Here is a 20,316-nt window from a genome sequence, read left to right on the forward strand (position 1 = left end):
CCAAAGAATGGAATGACGCCGTATCTCGCAACAGTGATGCGGCCGTCGCGATGGCGGCGGCTAAATATTTTTTAACAGCGGTCGCAGTCACGGAACCGAGTCCGTTGATTCGACTTCGGCACGGGCGACGGCATCACCGTCCAATGCGATCCAACTGTACAAAACCGGCAGCACCAAGAGGTTGACGATCGTTGCTCCGACGAGCCCCGTCAAAATCACAAGAGCCATCGGGTATTCGATCTCTTGGCCGGGAAGTTCGCCGGTATAGATCAGCGGTACGAGGGCAAGTCCGGTGGTGAGCGCGGTCATCAGAATCGGCGCTAAACGTTCTTCGGCGCCGCGAAGGATCAAGTCTTTCGCGTTAATGCCGGGTTCCTCTTCGGCTAAGTGTCGGTAGTGGCTGATCAGCATGATGGCGTTGCGCGCGGCGATCCCAAGTACGGTCACGAAACCGACCAGTGAACCGAGCGAGATGATGCCGCCACCGGCGAAGACACCCAGCAATCCGCTGGCCAGCGCGAGCGGCAATGCCATTAAAATCAACAACACCAATCGCCAACTTTCGAAGTCGATGTAAAGGATGATCGTGATGGCAAAGATGCTGGCGAGTGACAGCAGCAGCAACCGTTGACGTGACGCCTTCGCTTCTGCGTATTCGCCCAAGAACTCAGGGTGGTAGCCGGTCTTGAATTCGACGTTCGAAAGGACGGCGGCTTCGATATCGGTCGCAACCGAGGCGAGATCCCGTCCTTCGACATTACACGTCACGTCGAGACGCCGCGAGGCTCCTTCGCGTTGAATCACATTCGGTGCGGGCACGATCGTCAAACGAGCGACGCTGGACAGCGGCACCTGAGCCCCCGAGGGTGTGTCGATCATCAGCTCGCCCAGCGTTGCCAAATCGGTTCGCAGCTTCTTCTCGCCGACGACGACCACTGGAAAGATTGCTTGGTCGCGGAACATTTCGCCGACTTGCATGCCATTGACCAGCGTTGTGACACTCTGCATCAACACACCGGGCGTCAAACCGAATTGGGACGCTGCTTCGACTCGCATGTCGATGGCGATCTGAGGAACCAACACTTGCGGTTCAACTTTCAATGTCGTCACGCCAACGATCGGCTTGATGACGGATTCGATTTCTTTCGCCGTCGAGCGAAGCTGTTCCAGATCAGGGCCATAGACTCGCACCACAATCGACGCGCTGGTTCCGGTCAGAACCTCTTTGATGCGTTCGGTCAGATACGTCAGCAAGTCGCGATACAGGCCGGGATAACCATCGACGATCTCTTGGACTTCGGCGACGGTTGTGTCGTAGTCCTTGTCGTCGTCGATGCTGATCCAAAGTTCAGTGAAGTTGGGACCGACGACTTCGTCGGCGACCGTGGCTCGGCCGATGTGCGATCCGAAATTGCGAACGCCATCGACGGCCATCAATTCATCACTGGCCCGAATCGTGATCCGGTTCATCGCGTCGATCCCGATGCCCGGTTTTTCAACCCAGTGCATCAGAAAATCGGTCTCACGGAACTTGGGCATCAGCTGTTCACCGAGCATCGGAATTGTCGAAACCAAACACCCGAATAGGATCAGCGTCACCGCGATCGTGCCCCATTTGACCTTGAGCGCGAAGCCCAATATCGATCGATAGATTGCCTTTAGCAGGCGGACGAGCGGCCCATCGGTGCTGCGGCGCTGGGCGGACTTGGGCAGCAAAATCAACGACATCGCCGGCGTTACTGTCAATGCGACGAACAGCGATGCGAGAATGGCAAGGATGTATGCTGCCGCCAGCGGACGAAAGAACGCTCCGGCCAGTCCGGTCAAAAAGAAGACGGGCAGAAACGCGAGCACCACGATGACGGTTGCATAGACGACGGCGCTGCGAACTTCCATGGATGCTTCGAGCACGACGGCAAAGTTGCTGCGCGGTTGTTCAAGCTTCGCATTGAGTCGCAGACGTCGCATGATGTTTTCGACGTCGATGATCGCATCGTCGACAACTTCGCCAAGTGCGATCACCAACCCCGCCAGCACCATCGTGTTGACGGTCCCGCCGCGATAGTACAGCACCATCACGGCGGCCAAGAGCGATAGCGGGATGGCAGTCGCGCTGATGACGGCACATCGCCAATCGAACAGGAACAAGAGCAGTACGATCACGACCAAAACACATCCGACCAACATCGAGTGCCCCAGATTGGTGATCGCGCGTTCGATGAATGTTGCCGGGCGAAACACCGTTGTGTCGTATTCGACTTCGCCCATCGCGGGCTTCAATTCCGCCATCGCCTTCTCGACGTTCTGGGTGACATCCAGTGTGTTTGCCCAGGGTTGCTTTTCGACGATCAATAGCAATCCCAATCGGCTGTTGATGATTGCGTCCCCGATCGGCGGAGCGTAATCGTAGGCGACTTCGGCAATGTCTTTGATCCGCAACGGAGTGCCAGGTGATGCGGGCGTCGTGGTCGTAGTCGCCGGAAGTTGACCGTTGCCCGACGCCCCGCGAAAGGCGATCACGATCTCGCCCAGTTGCTCGGGCGTGTAGATGGCGGGGACGTGGCGAAGCGCAAGACGCTGGTTAGCAGTATCAACAAAGCCACCCGCGCCAACAGCCGTCGCATCGCGAACCGTTTGTAATACGGCATCCAGCGTCAAGCTATTTGCTCGCAAGCGGTCGGGATCGACGATGACCTGCAGTTGCGGTTCCTTTTCGCCCCAGACCGCGACATTGGCGACTCCCTCGATCGACATCAACCGCGGCCGGATCGTCCATTTGGTCAGCACGGTCATGTCCATCTGCGACTGCGTGTCGGACCACAAACCGATCTTTAAACAGCGGCTCAGCGACGACAGCGGCGGCAAGATGACCGGCGGTCGAGCCACCATGGGCAACGACCGAGCCGCCAAGGCCAATCGCTCTTGAACCAATTGCCGGGCCACCAACAGATCGGTTCCCGGTTCAAAAATCATCCGAACGCTGGAAAGCCCCAGCACGGATTTGGAACGAACCGTTTGCACAAATGGGATGCCGTTGACCGCGTTCTCTATCGGCACCGTGATCAAACTTTCAACGTCCTCGGTCGCGATGCCAGGTGCTTCGGTTTGGATTTCGACCAGCGGCGGAGCGAATTCGGGAAAGACGTCCAGCGGTACCGAATCCGACGTGCGGATGCCGACGACGATCAGGGCAATCGCTAAGACGAAAACGAGCAGGCGAAATTCCAGCGAAGTCATGATGAGCCAGTTCACTTACCGGCTCCGAACTCAGTACCGAACAACTCGGCCGCACCATCGACCACCACCTGCGTGCCATCACTAGGTCCCGAACCCAGAACAACGTCGTTGCCATCGACGAAACGAACGGCAACGCGGCTTCGCGTGTATTGGCGATCACCGGTGACCTCATAGACCCAAGTGCCCCCGTTGATGTCATACAGAATCGCACCCGTGGGAACGATCAACGCCGATTCCGTCTTCGACATCGGCAACTCAACACCAATGCGTTGGCCGGGCCGCAGCCCGAGTTCACGATTGTCGACTTGGTAGTAAAGATCGGCCGACGAAGTCATGGCGTCCGCCGTGGGTGGGGCCGCGACGGGGGTTGCTCGGGCGGTGGGAGAGAGTGCGTCACCCGAAAGCGAGACCAGCATCGCTGCTTGATCGGTTTGAATACTGGTCAGTAGATCCACAAAAACGGGAACACGAATCCAGATCGTGTCCAAGTTGACGACTTCAAACATCACCGCGCCGCTAGCCACCGTTTGACCTTCGCTTACTTCGATCCGATTGACGAGGCCACCGATGGGCGTCGTCATGGGCAGTAGCGTGGCTTCGCCATCGGGCGTCTGTACGTCCAGCATCTTCACCAGGCTTGAAAGTTGCGTCGCTCGTTCTTCCGCAGCAGCCAAGTTGGACGCGGCAATATTCAGCGCAGCTTCGGCGTCGTCGACGGCACGTCTCGCGCCGGCACGATCGGCAAACAGTTTCGTCGCACGATCAAACGCAATGCGTGCACCTTCGACTTCGGCCTTGCCGCGATCCACATCGCCCATTGCAACGGTTTGGGCCGCCATCAAGTTGGCTCGTGCGCCGACCAGTTGAACCTGCTCGGCGGGCGTCGGCACATCCCGTTCGGCCGACAGCAGTGGTTTGAGCGAAAGCAACGATTGGTTTGCGGTAACTTTCGTTCCGGGAAATGGCAACGGAGTGTTGTCCACGCGTGAGACGATTCCAGCCAGCGGTGCCGAGACGATGATGGTTCGGCCCGAGGGAACAACGGCTTGGCCACCGAGCGTGCGGCGCCGGGTCACTTCTCGTATGGCTACGGCGACCGTGGTGATGCCCAGTCGCCGGTTTGCATCATCGGTCAGTGTGACCGTGGCTAAGTCTGTTTCCACCGGCAGCTTTTCCACTTTCGCCGGACTGACAGCGTCATGCTTGGGCTTGTCGGTTTTCTGGCATCCCACGACGACAACGACCAGCATCGAAAGCGATGCCACTATTCGTCGACGTCGCACGCCATCGAATTGCTGACGAAACGGGCCTGAGAGCCAAACGATGAAAGCGTTTGTTGGGATCAACAAGGGTTAGCCTCAAAGAAAACGCGGCTAACAGGCAAAGGGAACGCGGACCGCATCACGCTCCTAAGACTTTAGTTGCTCAGATCGAAAAGGGAATCCGGCAAGGTGCCGTTTCCGCGAATCGTCGATTGGTTTTCGGAAGGGTTTTCGACAACGTTTTCGGAAAGGTTTTCGGAAAGGTTTTCGGAAAGGTTTTCGACGTTCACAAATTCCAGCCCCGCGTCGGCTGCCATCCGCAACTGTTCGGCGTCGACACCACCGTCGGCGAGGGTGCATCCCACCGCCCGCTCGAGCTCGGCCAACGCCCGAGCATATGCCGCCCGTTGGTCCAGAATTCGAACCTTCGCGTCCAGGTACTGGGTCGTCGTTTGCAGCACCAACAAATAGTCGGTGCCTCCATCGGCAAAGCCTTTCTGTGAAATCTCAAGCGACTGGGCCAATGCGGGCGCGACGTCCTGTTCTAAGATTCGAAGATTATCGCTGGCTTGTCGCATCTGTCGAACGGCCGTCCGTACATCGGCGACGATTTGGTCATGAATCGCATCACGCGCGTGCATTGCGGCGTTGACTTCCCAGTCGGCTCGAATGACGCCGCCTTGGTTGCGGTTGAAGATCGGAAGGTCGAATCTCATTCCGCCGCCCGTGCGTCCGCCGGGATCGCTTCGGACGTCGAGCACTCCGTCCAATCTCAAGAACAGCCATCGTGACAAGCCACTGCGCTGCGACGCGGCTGCAACTGCCCATTTGGCGGACGCGTAGTCGGGGCGACACGCTAACGCCTGCGCGATCAACGTTGACTCATCAAGCAACGGCACTTGCGGCGATGCGATCGGCAGAGGCATCAACGGAACATCTAAATTCGTCAGCCCGATCAACGATGCTACGCGAGCTTCGGCGATTTCGATGGCGTGCGTTTGAACTCCGGAAGCTGCTTTGGCATTGAGACGGTCGACCGTTGCGGCAATGGATTCCAGTTCACTGATGTCACCATCGTCGAGTCGCTTCTTTGTCAGTTCGGCAATGTTCTCGCGAATCTGCAACGCCTCGGTCGCCAAAGACGCTTGCTGGCTGGCGACGGCAAAGTCGGTGTATGCAACGCGTACATTGCGAGCCAGGTCGAGTCCGTTTTGAACAAGTTGCTCACCGACGCGGCGGTACTCTCGGTTGGCAGCCTTCACTCGCATCGGTCGCAAGAGGTAAGACTCGATGGGAGCGTACAGTGTGTACTGCCCTTGCTTGGAACTTGTTGGAAAGTAAATCAGATAGCTTGGGTTCGCCAGCAGACTGGCTTGGACCGCATCGGCGTGGGCCATTCCCAATTGGGCAAGCGTCGCTTGAAATGCTGAGTTGTTGGTCAACGCCGTTTGCACGGCTTCGTCTTCGCTTAGTCCGTCTTCGAGTACGACGCCCGCTGGAATCTCTTCGCGGCAAGGGGCGATACGTTCATGCTGAGTCTCCGTCCGCCAACTCACTTGGCGAGAAACAAGATTCGGATCACAGCACGGTTTCGGTGATCGACAACCAAGAGTGATGCCCGTCAAGATCGACACGGCCATGAGGGTGTTTATCAAGGGTTGTTTTCGTATCGCCATCCTTCGCATCGCTTTCGATTTGCTATCAACGAATCCGATGCCCAACGGGTTGGTCATGCGGTGATTCAATGGACGGTCGGTGTGAGTGAATAACATCTCCCCACCGAAAAATTGGCGACGACGCCCTTAGCGAGCATGTCCCCAACATTGAGATCGACCTATGCCTGCGGTGCATTCAGTAGGACAGCATTCGTCGAATCGACCGCAACAATCGGAACGACTGTCTCGTTCGAACGAATGGTGACCGCCGTGTGTTGCATCCAGGTTCAATGCAACCCGTTTACCAACCGTCACAATCGCTCGAATCGATATCACCGACATGCTCGACAAACTTTCACGTATCGCCATGAACGCGTGAGAGCGACGCCAGGATTCGTGACATAGGTTTTCAATAGATCGTCTGGGACACCGTCCAGACTGGATCATCGGCCTCTCTTCTTCGGAGGGCCGAAACCTATTCACCTATTCGAGTCCCGATGTCAACTTCGCAAAACGTGCCGACGAATGCACCAGCGCCGGCAAAGGGCCTTAAGAAGGCAAGTTCGCTAACATCCAATCTTGAGTTCGGTATTCTTCAGAAACAGGAAGAGCTGTCTGAGGCATTCGGGTTGGTTTACGAGTCTTATTTGCGGGCGGGTCTGACGCAGCCTAGGGAGAGCAAGATTCGTTTGACGCCGTTTCATCTGCTTCCCACGACGGAGGTTTTCGCGGCCCGGTATCAAGGCGAATTTGTTTCGACGGTATCGTTGATTGGTGATGGATACTTGGGGTTGCCGATGGAAGGCATCTATCCGGTCGAAATCAAGCGACTTCGTGACGATGGTTGTCGCATGGCTGAAATCGGATGTCTGGCCGACCGACGCAACTCGCCGGTTCGCTTCATCGAACTGTTTGCGACGATGGGGCGGATGCTGGCACGCGTTGCCAAAGTGCGCGGCTACTCGGGACTTGTCGCCGCCGTACACCCGCGGCACGCCAAACTTTACAAACGCATTTTGCCATTTGAGCAAGTGGGTGACGTGATCGAGTGCCCTTACGCCAACGGTAATCCGGCCGTGATGGTCCGGTTGGTATTTGATGACTATATCGGCACCACGTTGTACGAACGATTTTTCGGTGCCATGGCTAGCGGCATCGATGCATCGCCGCGACCGTGGTCGCGCCAGACACGGGCGTACTTCAAGGGTCAACTTCAAACCGCCAAACAAAAAGAAGACAATCACGTCAGCGGGCAATTGGCGTTCGCAGCCCTAACGGGCCAGTTCGTGTCTCGTGTGCCATCCACTGCTTAGCGCGGCAAAGGACGACTCCAGGCCGCATCGGACATATTGAAAGCGTCCACGTCCGACCCTGACTCTATCGTCGGGAAAACGACAAAATGAACGGGCTCAGTTGCCTCTTTCGATGGAAGGGGTAGTGGATCGGCGTCGCTCACCGACTTCGTGATCGGAGTTCCATTGATGACGGATTCGCCACTCGATCGGCGGAATGAATTGTCATCCAACGAGAACCTGTCGTGACATTCTTCGATGACCGGTGCTCCCCGAATCAGCCAAACAACGGCCAAGGTGCAGATGGCGAAGAACGCAATCGCCAATGCGAGTTCGGTAGGAATATCGATCATGTGCCTACGTTCTTTTCGCGAAACCACTATTTCAAACTGGTCTTTCTGTCAGCACGGAATTCCGGACAAACTGACACCCCACTAGATGACGCATCGACCATGCCCAAACCCGGAGGTCATTTTTTTGGGGAACGTCGACCGCATGATCTGTTTCGAACCTGCGGAATCCGAACAAGCGTCACAATCGGAATGTTTGCGAGAATAATGGCGTGAAATTTCGGCGCATGGGCCGGAAGGCAAGAGGTTCAATCTTGGGGAACGAATCAGGCCCCCGCAACGTAAACCAGCTGATTGATCAGCGTTGCCACAGCCGCGACCGCCAGCGTTAGCACGAAAAGGTACGTGAAAGCTACCAAAGCCCTGCGTTTGGAAAATTTCGAGTGGTCGATTGATATCAGCCGATCCGTCACCCTTGAAGTCAGCAAATCAGGACCTGTCTGAGCAGACTTTTTCCCTGATGAATCATCCAACTGATTGGCTGCGGCGTCGGCCTTTTCAGCGCCTATCGTGATGGTCGACGTGGGCTTGATCGGCTTCAGACTTCCCGACGTGAAACTGTCATGTTTCGGCATCGTTGCGACATAGGGTCTGTCGAACCGAACAATAGCAGCTTGGCCGGCAAATTCCGTTTCGCACAACCGATTTGGCTGAGATGCCACGGGCTCGGTCGGCGGTGGAGCAATCCGCTGCGCCCGCATGGGATGGTCGCCAAGGGTAGAACCATTGGTTGCTTCCGCAATCCCCGGTGAAAAATGATGCGACATGTTCACGCGGTACAGTTTCGATTCTGTTGATTCGACAACGCCCAACCCAAGCGAAATCTTCAGATCCCCCATGCGAAAATACGTATTATCAGCGGTGATCTGATGGACAAACGGAAGTGAGGGCACGTTTCGGGCACCCAGTTTGAGATCAAGTAGCCAGACTCTTGAGTCCGAGGCAATTACGGCAAAATCACAGGGCATCAGCCCGATTCCATGCAGTCGCAGCGTACTTGGATGATCACTGCCGACTACCGTTACGGGCCGGCTAAGCTTTTTCTGGATCGTCCTATCTCCCCATGCGAACGTCAGCTCGGTTTCGCCAAGCGGATTACCACCGTGCAGCGGATAATTTTCCGGGGCCGCTGTGCGGGGAGGGTCGTTGCCGAACCTTGAGGGCGACGCTTCGTGTAGGCACTGAATTCGGTGGCGCCCCACCAATAGCTCCAATTCGGGTCGCATGATCCCCCACCTGGAAAAGGCGAGCGCACAAAGCGGCCAAGCTTCGATAAACGAGCCGAAGCAACATGCCAAATAAGCAACGTCCGGTACCCGACCACCGGGAATGCGTATTCCACAGGTGGGGTGTCCTCCAATCAGAACAAACGGTGCCTCCGGCTCGACAACGCAGGAACCTTCCGACGTCTGCAAGGAAGGAGCGATCGTGAACCGCCAACGGGAGTAGTTCCAGTAAGGCTGAGCTTCTTCGATTGACCTGAAACCGCGTACGGCCTGGTTATGAATTGACGGAGAAGCCACGCAAATTCGCTTGGGGGTGAGAGAAATCCGGTTCATGTACCCACTGAACTCGCGATTGTAGGAAACTCTCGCAAGCACTGCCAGCAAATGGAACGCTCGATCGTGGGGCGAAAGCCCCCAATGTTGAAAGATTCGATCAAAGGACCCACCCTTATGGTTAAACTACAGACTACCATAAGAACCTACTTGGTCCATGCACTTTTATCCAGGCTTCCCCAAATCGCACTGCCAAGGGAGCGTAAAGGGCCGCTAGGCGAAGGTTCCAATGGAAGCATTTAACGACATAGAAACTTTGAAATTTTCGACTAGAATTCCGCACTCACCGGACTCTGCGTAAGTTGTTCCGTCCGATTCCTATTTCGGTCCGAGGAAGCTTGCGTTGGACCCTTGACGCTTCGAGTGGCGTCGACCAAGAATGCAGTTTCGAAGGTTCAGTGTTCAATGTCCATGCGTGCACTAGTGCCGTAAGGAAGAACCGTTTGACTTCCACCGAAGGAACTACCAGGATGTAATCCGATCGGGCTGGCTTCCAAGCCAGCACGCGTTGGGAGTGAAGCGAACCACAAACGAGAATCGGATAGGGTTGAAACTTGGCGAACATGAAACCAAAAAAGCGACGTCGCGCCGGCGGTAGTGTAAGTCGCATCAACCTGAAGGACGTGGCTGCGGCCCAACCGGCAACCCAGGTTTTGTTGCCCTTTGAATCGTGTGGTGGCGTCAAGCATTGGGTAATGTTGGCGATACCCGTTTTATTGACGGTGCTATACGCCTACTGGCCGACGTTTCTGTGGATGGAAGATGCTTGGCGGAATGAACCGGACTACTCGCACGGTTATCTCGTTCCGTTCCTAACCTTGATGTTGCTTGTTCACCGTGGTGACATGTTTCCTGGGATTCGCCCAAGTGTCAGTTACAAGGGCATTTCGTTGATTGTCCTTGCGATATTAATGCGGTTCGCAGGTCGCTTTCTGTACATGGACTTCCTTGACGCATACTCACTGCTACCATTGATTGCCGGTGTGGTTTGGACGCTGCTTGGTTCAGCCGCGTTGAAATGGAGTCTTCCGGCGATCGGCTTCCTGTTTTTCATGATCCCGCTCCCCTACCAGGCCGAGAGTTTGCTCAGTTGGAAGTTGCAAGGCGTTGCAACATCACTAAGCACCGTGTTTTTGCGTGTGCTGGGCCAACCTGCTGTGTCGGAAGGGCATGTAATTTGGATTGCAGACCAGCGACTTTTGGTCGAGCAAGCCTGTTCTGGCATGCGAATTTTCATCGGGGTAGCGGCGCTTGCGTACTTCTGGGCGGTGATGGTCAAAAGGACATGGGTTGATCGGGTTGTTTTGTTGGCGTCGGTCATTCCTTTAGCGGTGTTCGTCAATGCAATTCGGATTACGGTAGTGGGGTTGCTGTACCAATGGGTGAGTGGCGAGCAGTACCGCCACGGAATTCACGATTGGTCCGGATACTTGATGATTCCGACGGCCTTTGCGCTGCTGTGGGGAGTAAAGAAATTTTGGGAGAATCTATATGGACCGGTTGAGCATTTGACCGCACGAGACTTTGTTAAATCAACGGGCTAGGCTCCTTTGCGAAGGGGCATCCGCTCGAGAAAACATTTAACGGCTTAGACACTAAGACATTCATTCACGCACAACATTTAGCCTCGGTGTGAGGTCCAATTTATGGCAACGTCTCGCAAAAAAACGACTACCCCCAATCGCAATCCTGAAACCGGCGCTGACCGGGACCAGGCAAGGCCGAGACGAAAAGGACCGGTGATGACCGGTCCCCCTTCTCGCGCTGCAACAGACGAAACTTCGTTTGACCCTTGGATCATTTGGGTGACGTTTCGTCGCTGCTGGGCCTGGGCGATTCCTGCCGGAGCCGTGCTTGCCGGCTTGACTGCTATGGCCGTGTTGCGAGGCTTCGTGCCACGATACGAAGCGAGTCACTTGCTTGTCGCAAACGATGAGTATGTCGTTTTCAACAATGTGATGAAGGTCAGTAAAGATTTGGCCCGAACCGAGACAGCTCTGATACTAAACCCGATTGTCCTTGATCCCGTTCTTGCTGACTCCAGCTTGCATGACGTACCAAGCTTATCGGATCCTGCAACCGCAGAAGCGAATCTGCGGGCGAATTTGAAGATCAAAGGCGGTGGTGATCCGAAGAGCCTTGAGGTCAGGTACCAGGATACGGATCGCGACGCAGCAGCCAGGGTCTGCAACGCCGTCGTGGAGTCCTATCTACGCCAGAGAGATTCATTCGACGATGCGAGAGTCAATGATGTTGAGCGTTGGCTCGAACCTGAAATCCTGCGCTGGGAGCAAGAGGTTGAAAAACGCCAATCGCTCGTTCAAGCGCTTAGCGAGGAGGCGTTGGGTTTTTCACCCGGCCACGCTTTGGATCGCGCTGAGAATGACACCAATGTTGCTTTGCTGACGCAGTTGCGATCGGAAATCGGTGATCTCAAGATCGAGTTGGCGATGTTTGATGCGGGTTTAGCCGATAGCGGATTCAGTGCTGGTGGCGCAGCCAAGACTGGCCTCACTCCCGGAAGCGTTGAAGCGATTGTGGTCAAACGCGCGGAACCAAGAGAATCTCAGATTTTAGCGGCGATTGAAAACGATTCAAAAGTCCGCGAAACGGTGCGAAAGGTTGATCGCTATCGAGCCATGATCCTGGACCTCGAAGTGAAAGACATGGTCCGCGTCAGCCGGACCTACTACAACGAATTGATTCGCAGTCTAGCTGAAGCAGAGTCAAAGCTAGAGGGGATTCGACAGGAAGCTCGTCCGCGTGCGATCGCAAAGCTAGATCAGATTGCCGAAGAGCAGTACCAGCGAGATTTGGCGAATGCGGAACGGGAAATGGAATTTCAGCGGGAGCAATTGCTTGCACGCTTGAAACAGGAGGGTCGAGAGTCAGAGCAGATGAAGGAAGCCCGCGCCGCAGCGGTGCGGATGGAGCATGACGCACAGAGAAAAGTAATTGCTTCCAGACTTGATATTTTGCAGTCCCAATACAGCGAAGAGCGTCAGCGACTAGAGAAGTTCGGGGGCACAACGGCTCAACTGCAATTCGCCCAGGACGAACTAGACGTGGCTTCCGGTCTTTTGAAGAAATTGCGAGACAGGGTCGCTGCAATACATACCGAACGACGGCAAGATGGTGCGGTCAGGACGTTAGCGGTGGCTCGCCCTCCTAAATCACCAATCGAAACGGCGCCCTATAAGAAATTAGCGATGGTATCTTCGGTTGCGTTTCTTATCCCGTTCCTTATTGGACTTGCGTTTGAGTATCGCGTTCAGCGTGTGACCGATGCTTCTTCGTTTTCCAAGGCGGGCGACATGGTTCCGATCATGGGAGAGGTTGCAAGGCTTCCTACTGGATCCAGATCACAAAAACGGCGGCGGGTTTTCGAAGAGAGTATCGACACCCTCCGCGCCAACCTATTTCTTTCAATGGACACGAACAAAACTCGCTCAATCGCGGTCGTCAGTGGAATGTCGGGAGAAGGGAAAAGTAGCGTGTCGTCGCAACTGGCGCTTTCGATTGCCAAAGCGACGGGCGGGACCGTACTTCTGGTTGACGGGGACTTACGTTGCCCTGATCAACATGAGATTTTCGGCTTGGAGATGGGCGTCGGTTTCGCTGGCGTGCTCGCCGGTAAAGCGACACTTGCTGAAGCCGTTGATACGAGCCTGGGCGGATTGATCCACGTTCTGCCCGCTGGACGCTTGACCGCCAGCCCGCATCGATTGGTCAGCCCGTCTGGTATCAGAGACTTTATCGACGATGCGCTATCACAGTACAGTTACGTTGTGATGGACACCGCCCCCGTTTTATCAGCAGGTGAAACGCTTGCTGTGGCATCAGCGGTTGATGCGACGTTGATATGTGTCATGCGAGATGTAAGTCGCATTGACAATGTGACCCGCACAACGCGCCGCCTCGAAGCGGCTGGGGCTAGCATTGCTGGCACCGTTTTTTCTGGAGTGTCCGCTCGTCAGTATTCGTATCGATACGGGGACTACGACTATGCCATCGGAGACGGATCTTTTGGCGATTCCTATCACGACGAAGAACAGGCTTCATCGTAGAGTCAATTTTTCCGCCATGGCGATTTGCAGGTCAGTCTGATGAGCACCACAGGAGCGGATTGGCCGCGAAACGAATCCAAGCGATCAACCAATAGGGGACGCGCGATTAAATCCAATAACGAGGCTACCGAACAATACAACGCTGCGCGTGAAGCTAAGCTTGAACAGCGTCGATACACGTGGAAAATCGATGCTCGTTTGCTGATCGTTTCACTTGTAGTTTTCGCGGTTGTCGGTATCGCGGCAACTTGCTCCTACTTCTACTTCTCCGCTTCAACTGCTCAAACGTTTTTGAAGTTGGCAGATGCGGCCGAGCAGGAAAAAGACTTTGCTGCGCAGGCAAAGTGGCTGCAACGCTACTCGTTGACCAACCCGGACGACGCGGAGGCTCCTTACCGTATGGCAGTTGCGGCCGATCGGGGCGCGACTCTCGCCATCATGCGACATGAAAGTCGTGACGAAGTTGGGCAACGCATTGATGCGTCACGCCGCGCCCTAAGCTTGGGCATCGGCCCGGTGAGCCGAAATGATCGCGATAACACAGCCGACCTGCGGCGGCGTTTGATTCGAAGACTTCTGCAATTGGGCGGTCAGTGGAATCGGGAGGTTGAGCAACAGGTCATCATGCTCAATCCGCCCGAAGATGACACGCAAGCGGTCGTCTCGACGGCCCTTTCGTTGGTCGGTCAGCTTGACAGCGGTTTCTATCAAATGCGCCGGCCGGATTCGGTGCCCAGGAACGAAAACTATTGGGGCTGGCTCTGCAATCAAAAGGTTGGTTATGTGTTGGCAACCGCCTTCGAGAAAGAGCCCAATAACGTTGACCTTGCTTCATTCATTCTGACGACGCCGGCGCGATATCCAGAGCAGTTTTCGTTTGTTGGCGACGAAGCTGGTATATCAAAAAACGTGCTAGCGGAACTGCAGACCAAGGCCACCGAAGCGTTGAAAGCGGCACCCTCAAGCCGCGCGAAACTGATCCTGAGTGACCATCTCTCGAACTCGAATCAACGCGAAGAGGCTATTGCCGTATTGCAGCAAGCCGCTGTCGACGCACAACAGCGACTCGTGCTGATGAGCAGCAAATCCGCGGCGAAGCTGATCGAAACTGCCGGCGAACCGGGATCCCTCAAAGCGGCATCCGATCTTGTGGGTGATGATCCAAAAGTGTTCATATCACCCTATATTGTCGGTCCTGGCTACTGGGACTATCTGGTCGTCTACGATTCAGCAAGAAGCACTGCGATCAAAGAACCGAAGAAGGCGCTCGAGACGCTAACTTCGCTACTTGAGCTAGAACTTCCGAGTGCGCCGCCTGACGTTGAAGAAAAGGCATATTTGCTGGCCGGTTCGCTGATGATAGCCGCTGGCCAAACCGAGCGTGCGGTTGCCTTGCTGAACAAGGGGGTGGAGCAGGTTGGCGATCAGAGTGTTGTCTTGTTGTCGGAAGTTGCCCGCGTCCAACGTCGGCTTGAAGACTTTTCGAGCCTGAAGGCTACCACCGAGAAGCTAAGGTTAGCTGTTGATAGGACCCGCGCTTCGATGGCGACCGACAAGGCCGCGCAAATGGATCAGGCGCAGCGCGTCGCCCTCGGGCGGCATATCGACTTGGGGGAGTGGACGTTAAAGGTGATGCGAGCCACTCTCGCAGAATCGAATGGCGATTCGCTTAGCGCAATGAAGCTGTTCGACGAAGCTCTGCATTCGAGTGTCGGAGTCAGTGATGTTGACCGCGTTTCCGTGGCTGAAGGCCTGGCGAAGATCCAGAGCGATCAGGGAATGTGGGACCAAGCGGCAAATTCACTCGATCAAGCCAGTCAGCTGTTCCCAGGCGACGCCCGGCTTCACATGATGGCCGCCAATGTGTGGTTGCGTGCCGGCAACAGCGAGCAAGCGTCTCGCCACTGGCAATCGAGCAGCAAGACCCCCTCGCCATCCGTATTGATAACTCAACTGCAATCACAGCTTCAGCAGCAATTCCGACGCTTGCCCGGCCAGCGTGACTTCGATGCCATTCGACGCGAAGTTGAGCAGATACGGAAGCTCTTGAAAGCGTCTTATGAAGGCGAACTTGGAGCCGATGAGAAAGCCGCGCTTGACAAAAGTGGACGCGAAAGTTTGCTCCGCGCACTCACACTTCTTAAGGCAATTGATCTAACAATCCCTCCTGGCAATCAGGTTGCCGACACTCCCCAGTCGATTCTGAAAACGGCTACGTCGCTTGACGAGTTTGCCGCCGAACACCCAAACGATGTGCGACTTCAGTCGTTCGTCACCGAGCAACTCGCGCAACTTGGCGAGGGAGAGCTTGCAATGAAGGCTGTGGAACGGCTTGAGGAAAGTACTGGTGCAGATTCAATCGAGTCGTTGGTCGCAAAGGCAAGCGTCGTTGCTTTCGATGAACCGATTGCTGCGGCGATTCTGTTGCTTGATAGTGCATCAGAGAACGAGATCCACGAAGCTGATCTACTGCAATACGCCGCGGGCTATGCTGCCCAGGGCGGTGATAGCGAAGTCCTTTACAAAGCGCTGACCCGACTGAATCAGAAGCGACAATCGCTGTCGACCCTGTTTGGGATTGTGGCGACGTCCAAAGTTTTGCCCGAGGGCTCGGAACTGCTGGCGATCAACGGAAAGCAAGTAACGGCAGCCGAGCTGTCTGCGCATTGGCAAGAACAATTGCGTCAGCGCGAAGGCGAATCGGGGACCTATTGGCGATTCGCACGGGCGGTTGATTTGGTTGGCAAGCATTCCAATCTTGACGACGTCAATGCGAAGGATGCCCCAGCGTTGATCGAAGCACAGAAACTCGTTCGAAATGTTTTAATCAAAAGACCTCGCTGGGGTGAAGCGATTTCGCTTGACGGAACCATATTGGCCTTGCTCGGAAAACGCGATGAAGCCGTCGTGCAACTGCGACGCGGGATCGCAGCCGGTGACAATCAAATTCAGTCTCGGAACCTGCTTTGGAAGCTATTGATTCTGCTAGATCGCGGCGATGAAGCCGAAGCGGAGATTCGGAACACGTCGCTGGTCCACCAAGCTGATCTCGACCCCAACGCTGCGGTTCGAATCGGGTTGGCCCAAAGCCGTGGCGACTTTGAAAAAAGCATGAAATTGGCTCAGGATTCTGCCAACGAGAACCCAAATGATTTCCTTCCGCAAATGATCTTGGCGATCACGGGCACCAAAGCGATTGAGAACACCGTTGATCAACAACGGCGGTCGGCACTGCTGGAGGTGACCCGACAAGCGATCGATCGGGCGGCGAAGCTAGCGACCAAAGAGTCCCCTCAGATTTTTGGAATGCAGCTCGAACTGGCGTTTGTCCTAAAGGACGAGAAATCGGTTTCCAAAACCATTGACGACGTGATTGCCAGCGAAATTGATGCACTGCCCAAAGCAAGGCTTTTGGCTAGAGCGTACTTCTCGAAAAAGGAGTTTGAGGCAACGCTTGAGCAATTGACGATCGCGGATCGACTGGACCCTTCGTCGAGGTCACAGTTGGATTTGGCCGATGTCTACGCAGCAATGAATCAGCCCGAAGGCGAGATTGATGCTTTGCGCAACGCCCTGCAACGCGATCCAGCGAGCCCATCGCTGCGCAATCGCTTGGCGCAAAAAATGGTTGTCTCGACCGACGGCACAAAGGTGCTTGACTGGAATGCCATCAGCGAATTGCTGTCGGGAGAGGACGCCAACAATTCGACCAACCAGCTTATGTACGCTGTCCTGCTCGGTCGCGAAGCGGTTCGTGCTTTTGAAGCGGACAAGACGTCTACCGTGGACGGAAAACGTTTAGAACAGTCTCAGACGATCCTACGCAACTTAATTTTAGACGATTCGGTTAGTAGCGACGACGCTCGGCGATTCCTGGCGATGTTGTTAGAAAAGATCGCGACTGTCGATAACATTACCGACAAATCACCTGCGAAGCTGGATGACGAGATTCGATCACTGTATTCGCATCTTTATGATCGCGGGTATAAGAATCCGGTCGATGTCTATCGGTATTCCCAGTATCTTCTATCGAAAAATGTCGCGGGCGATCAATCAAGACTGAAGCGGCTTGCCGACGAACTCAAGATTTCGTCGCCGGCGACGGTACAAGCTCTGAAAGTTGCTCTGCAAGTTGCAGAACGCTTGGAGCAAACGGAGCGGTACCCCACCGTTATCGGCGAGTGGGCAGATGGGGCGATCAATGCGACCGCAGGTTCCTTGACACGAACTGCCGATGCCGCGGCTATCTACTCAACCGCCGGATCAGCCATGGTGGATTTGGGCTTGGTTGCTGAGTCGGTTGTGTGGTTCGAAAAGGCATATAAAACGGATCAGCAGCGTCTCGCCACGTACGTTGTGGCACTCACACGAGTTAATAAACGACAGGAAGCGATTCGCGTTTGCTTGAAACATTTCGATGCGAATTCTGATCCCGTCTCAGCGACGTTACTGCTTGAAACACTGTTGAGCGTGAAGGATCCTCAGCGGCAACTCGAACTCGCGAAAGATAATGCCGAAGTCGTCGATCGCGCTGTTGCGATGTTCCAAGGTGACTCGCGACTGCTTGAAAGCTTCGGCACGCTTCGGATGGCACAGGGCGATTTCGAGGGAGCAGTCATTGCCTTTCAAAATGCACTCAAAAAAGATCCTTTGAGGATCCGAACGCTAAACAATTTAGCGATGGCATTTTCGGAAATTCCAGGCCGGGAATCCGAAGGCCTTGTCCATATCGAAACAGCACTCGAGCTGACCAACGACGATCCAGAACTCTTGGACACCAAGGGGGTCATCCTAATGGCTTCGGGGCGAACCGAAGATGCCGAGGCGACTTTCGAGAAGGCATTCTCTAAATCGAACGAGCCTCGGCACTTGTTCCACGTCATCGTTTCCCAATTGATCCAGGGAAAGGAAAGCCAAGCCCAATTGAACTGGGGCAAAATCGACCTTAGCAAACTAGATCCGATGGGGCTAACGCGAAGCGAACGCATCAAGCTGGAAAAGATCAAGACCAAGTTCGACACGTCACTATGATGAGCACTAAATTGCCGACCAAACCATCCGAACAACCCATTGACGAATTGCTTGAAATGGAAAGCGAATCGACGATGCCAGTACCATCCGACCCATCTGTCTCTGGCCGCGGCCTAGCACTGGTCGTGCTCGTCAGTTTAGTGCTTGTGTCATGCTTGGTGCACGGTTATCTGGATGGCCGTTGGGCAGCCAACACAAACCTTCAAGATCAAGGAAAGTTGTTAGAAGGTATTCCCTCGCAAGTTGGGCAATGGAAACTGTCTAAAACGTCTGAGCTTGACGAAAAGGCTAGCCAGTTGCTTCGCTGTTTTGGCTCAACCGTTCGCGAGTATTCAAATGAAGCCACTGGCGAGTCAGTAAACGTGGCAATCATGTTTGGCCCACGTGGGCCAATCGCCGTTCATACGCCCGAGGTTTGTTACAGTTCCGTCGGTACCGAAATTGTCCGCGAACGCGACATCGAATCGATCGCAGTCGGTGAGATGAAGAGTGACCTGTGGTCGGTTCAATTCGCCACGGACTCGAGCGATATTCCATCGCTAGACGTCTGGTACGCATGGAGCAGCGGTGGCCCTTGGGAAGCACGCGAGAACCCTCGTTTTTGGCTAACCGACAATCTTTATAAGATCCAGGTTGCCGGCCCCGTTGGTTCTGGTGAGCACCGGCCCGTCAAAGAATTTTTGACTGAGTTTTTACCGGCGGCTTCTTTGGCATTGAAGTAGTGTGGCTGGAAGAGCGTTGCTTAGAAATCATCAAGACAAGTTCAGAATTAGAAACGCATGAATGACGCGACGAGACCGATCGAGTACCGGATAGCATTGGCGGGAGAGAATTCAACATGGCAAAGATATGGCAAACGCTGATGTCGCTGAAGGCACTATCTAGAACGAACAGTAAATCCCGTGTTGAGCGGGCTCGCATAAACGATCGGTGGAGGTCCCAGCCATCGACGGTTGCACAAAATATGGCTACAAAAAACATCATGAATCGCAATGCCGGTCGGCAATCAGTCGCCATGCAACCTAACTCGTTCCTACCGCATCGACGAGTTAATTTTTTTCGCAGAAAGTACTTCCTGGATAGATGCGCAGGTGCCGTGCTCCTTGTCGGAGCAGCGCCGCTGACTTTGTTGCTTTACGGTTTGGTTCGAATCACTTCGCCCGGCCCTGGCTTTTATCGCCAAAAGCGAATTGGTCTTGATGGCCAAGTTTTCGAGATCGTGAAGTTGCGGTCGATGGTGACGAACGCAGAGAAGCCTGGCGAGCCCGTTTGGGCAACGAAACGCGATGCACGAGTCACACCTCTGGGTCGCATCTTGCGAGAATTGCATCTCGACGAACTGCCACAGCTTTGGAATGTTTGCAAAGGTGAGATGTCATTGGTCGGCCCTCGCCCCGAACGACCCTTGATTTGTGAAGAACTGGCAAAAGAGATTGATGGCTATTACGAACGCAATTTGATTAAGCCAGGTGTAACGGGACTTGCTCAAATCAACTTGCCTCCAGACCAGTCTCTCGAGGATGTTCATCGTAAGCAAATTTTAGACATCCACTATTTGCACCATGCTTGCCTTTGGCTTGACCTGCGGATGGTCGCTGCGACGGCACTCCGCTTAGTAGGCGTCAAGGGCGAGGTTGTTATTTCATTGATGCGACTTCGTTGCCGACATTTGCTTGACAATTTCGATGCCCCCTTCAAGTCAGCTGAGCGCTCGTTGACGGAATGTGCCGACACACCGTCGCAAACTGATTCCGACGGTGAACCGCAGCACCTCGAGTCTGCAATGGCATCCGCAGGCACTGAAAGTGATGTTCGTGGTGAACGGAATTAGCTTCCCGAGCGGTGCCAAGAGCGGGAGTCCGT

The 20,316-nt window shown here is 54.8% G+C and carries 11 protein-coding genes; 6 read left to right on the forward strand and 5 right to left on the reverse strand.

The genetic code is table 11. From position 1 onward, the window contains the following. Positions 1 to 87 precede the first annotated feature (87 nt). The 3 genes from Poly51_RS15345 to Poly51_RS15355 all read right to left on the reverse strand — a co-directional run bounded on the left by Poly51_RS15345 (position 88) and on the right by Poly51_RS15355 (position 6,139). Positions 88 to 3,252, reverse strand: a complete 3,165-nt coding sequence (locus Poly51_RS15345; RefSeq protein ID WP_146458689.1) for an efflux RND transporter permease subunit — start codon at positions 3,250 to 3,252, stop codon at positions 88 to 90. Next, entirely contained in the window at positions 3,249 to 4,586 is a 1,338-nt protein-coding gene (locus tag Poly51_RS15350) for an efflux RND transporter periplasmic adaptor subunit (protein WP_146458690.1), read from the reverse strand. The genes Poly51_RS15345 and Poly51_RS15350 overlap by 4 nt, the downstream gene beginning before the upstream one ends. Before the next feature lie 68 nt (positions 4,587 to 4,654). Further along, on the reverse strand, positions 4,655 to 6,139 hold the full coding sequence (locus Poly51_RS15355; RefSeq protein ID WP_186775581.1) for a TolC family protein: 1,485 nt from the start codon (positions 6,137 to 6,139) through the stop codon (positions 4,655 to 4,657). Between the two features lie 512 nt (positions 6,140 to 6,651). Between Poly51_RS15355 and Poly51_RS15360 the strand changes: the two genes are divergently transcribed. After that, a complete protein-coding gene (locus Poly51_RS15360; protein WP_146458692.1) occupies positions 6,652 to 7,467 on the forward strand; it encodes an N-acyl amino acid synthase FeeM domain-containing protein in 816 nt (271 codons plus the stop codon). Here Poly51_RS15360 and Poly51_RS15365 read toward each other — a convergent pair. Together Poly51_RS15365 and Poly51_RS15370 are read right to left on the reverse strand one after the other, a co-directional pair. Beyond that, positions 7,464 to 7,799, reverse strand: coding sequence for a hypothetical protein (locus Poly51_RS15365; protein ID WP_146458693.1), 336 nt, complete (start codon positions 7,797 to 7,799; stop codon positions 7,464 to 7,466). The two genes, Poly51_RS15360 and Poly51_RS15365, sit on opposite strands and share 4 nt — an antisense overlap. A gap of 263 nt (positions 7,800 to 8,062) precedes the next feature. Then, the gene (locus tag Poly51_RS15370) at positions 8,063 to 8,764 is read right to left on the reverse strand and encodes a hypothetical protein (protein ID WP_146458694.1); all 702 of its coding nucleotides are present in this window, start codon (positions 8,762 to 8,764) and stop codon (positions 8,063 to 8,065) included. A 1,154-nt stretch (positions 8,765 to 9,918) separates the two neighbouring features. On the opposite strand from Poly51_RS15370, the gene Poly51_RS15375 reads away from it, so the two are divergent. From Poly51_RS15375 to Poly51_RS15395, 5 genes are all read left to right on the forward strand, one after another. After that, entirely contained in the window at positions 9,919 to 10,899 is a 981-nt protein-coding gene (locus tag Poly51_RS15375; RefSeq protein ID WP_246114529.1) for an exosortase/archaeosortase family protein, read from the forward strand. 198 nt (positions 10,900 to 11,097) lie between these two features. Further along, positions 11,098 to 13,422 (forward strand): polysaccharide biosynthesis tyrosine autokinase, encoded by a 2,325-nt coding sequence (locus Poly51_RS15380; protein WP_146458695.1) that lies wholly within the window; start codon positions 11,098 to 11,100, stop codon positions 13,420 to 13,422. A gap of 39 nt (positions 13,423 to 13,461) precedes the next feature. Beyond that, complete coding sequence (locus Poly51_RS15385; RefSeq protein ID WP_146458696.1) at positions 13,462 to 18,453, forward strand: tetratricopeptide repeat protein; 4,992 nt, start codon at positions 13,462 to 13,464, stop codon at positions 18,451 to 18,453. Next, positions 18,450 to 19,175, forward strand: coding sequence for an exosortase-associated EpsI family protein (locus Poly51_RS15390; protein WP_246114530.1), 726 nt, complete (start codon positions 18,450 to 18,452; stop codon positions 19,173 to 19,175). The genes Poly51_RS15385 and Poly51_RS15390 overlap by 4 nt, the downstream gene beginning before the upstream one ends. 293 nt (positions 19,176 to 19,468) lie before the next feature. After that, entirely contained in the window at positions 19,469 to 20,284 is an 816-nt protein-coding gene (locus Poly51_RS15395) for a sugar transferase (protein WP_261344122.1), read from the forward strand. The last annotated feature ends 32 nt before the right edge of the window (positions 20,285 to 20,316 follow it).

The sequence above is a fragment of the Rubripirellula tenax genome, assembly GCF_007860125.1.
In the GTDB taxonomy this organism is placed as follows: Bacteria; Planctomycetota; Planctomycetia; order Pirellulales; family Pirellulaceae; genus Rubripirellula; species Rubripirellula tenax.

What these genes read in the sequence shown, in the direction of transcription:
- Poly51_RS15355 (WP_186775581.1), bottom strand. Translation starts at nt 6,139, where the DNA reads ATGGCCGTGTCGATCTTGACGGGCATCACTCTTGGTTGTCGATCACCG.
- Poly51_RS15360 (WP_146458692.1), top strand. Translation starts at nt 6,652, where the DNA reads ATGTCAACTTCGCAAAACGTGCCGACGAATGCACCAGCGCCGGCAAAG.
- Poly51_RS15365 (WP_146458693.1), bottom strand. Translation starts at nt 7,799, where the DNA reads ATGATCGATATTCCTACCGAACTCGCATTGGCGATTGCGTTCTTCGCC.
- Poly51_RS15370 (WP_146458694.1), bottom strand. Translation starts at nt 8,764, where the DNA reads ATGCCCTGTGATTTTGCCGTAATTGCCTCGGACTCAAGAGTCTGGCTA.
- Poly51_RS15375 (WP_246114529.1), top strand. Translation starts at nt 9,919, where the DNA reads ATGAAACCAAAAAAGCGACGTCGCGCCGGCGGTAGTGTAAGTCGCATC.
- Poly51_RS15380 (WP_146458695.1), top strand. Translation starts at nt 11,098, where the DNA reads ATGACCGGTCCCCCTTCTCGCGCTGCAACAGACGAAACTTCGTTTGAC.
- Poly51_RS15385 (WP_146458696.1), top strand. Translation starts at nt 13,462, where the DNA reads ATGAGCACCACAGGAGCGGATTGGCCGCGAAACGAATCCAAGCGATCA.
- Poly51_RS15390 (WP_246114530.1), top strand. Translation starts at nt 18,450, where the DNA reads ATGATGAGCACTAAATTGCCGACCAAACCATCCGAACAACCCATTGAC.
- Poly51_RS15395 (WP_261344122.1), top strand. Translation starts at nt 19,469, where the DNA reads ATGCAACCTAACTCGTTCCTACCGCATCGACGAGTTAATTTTTTTCGC.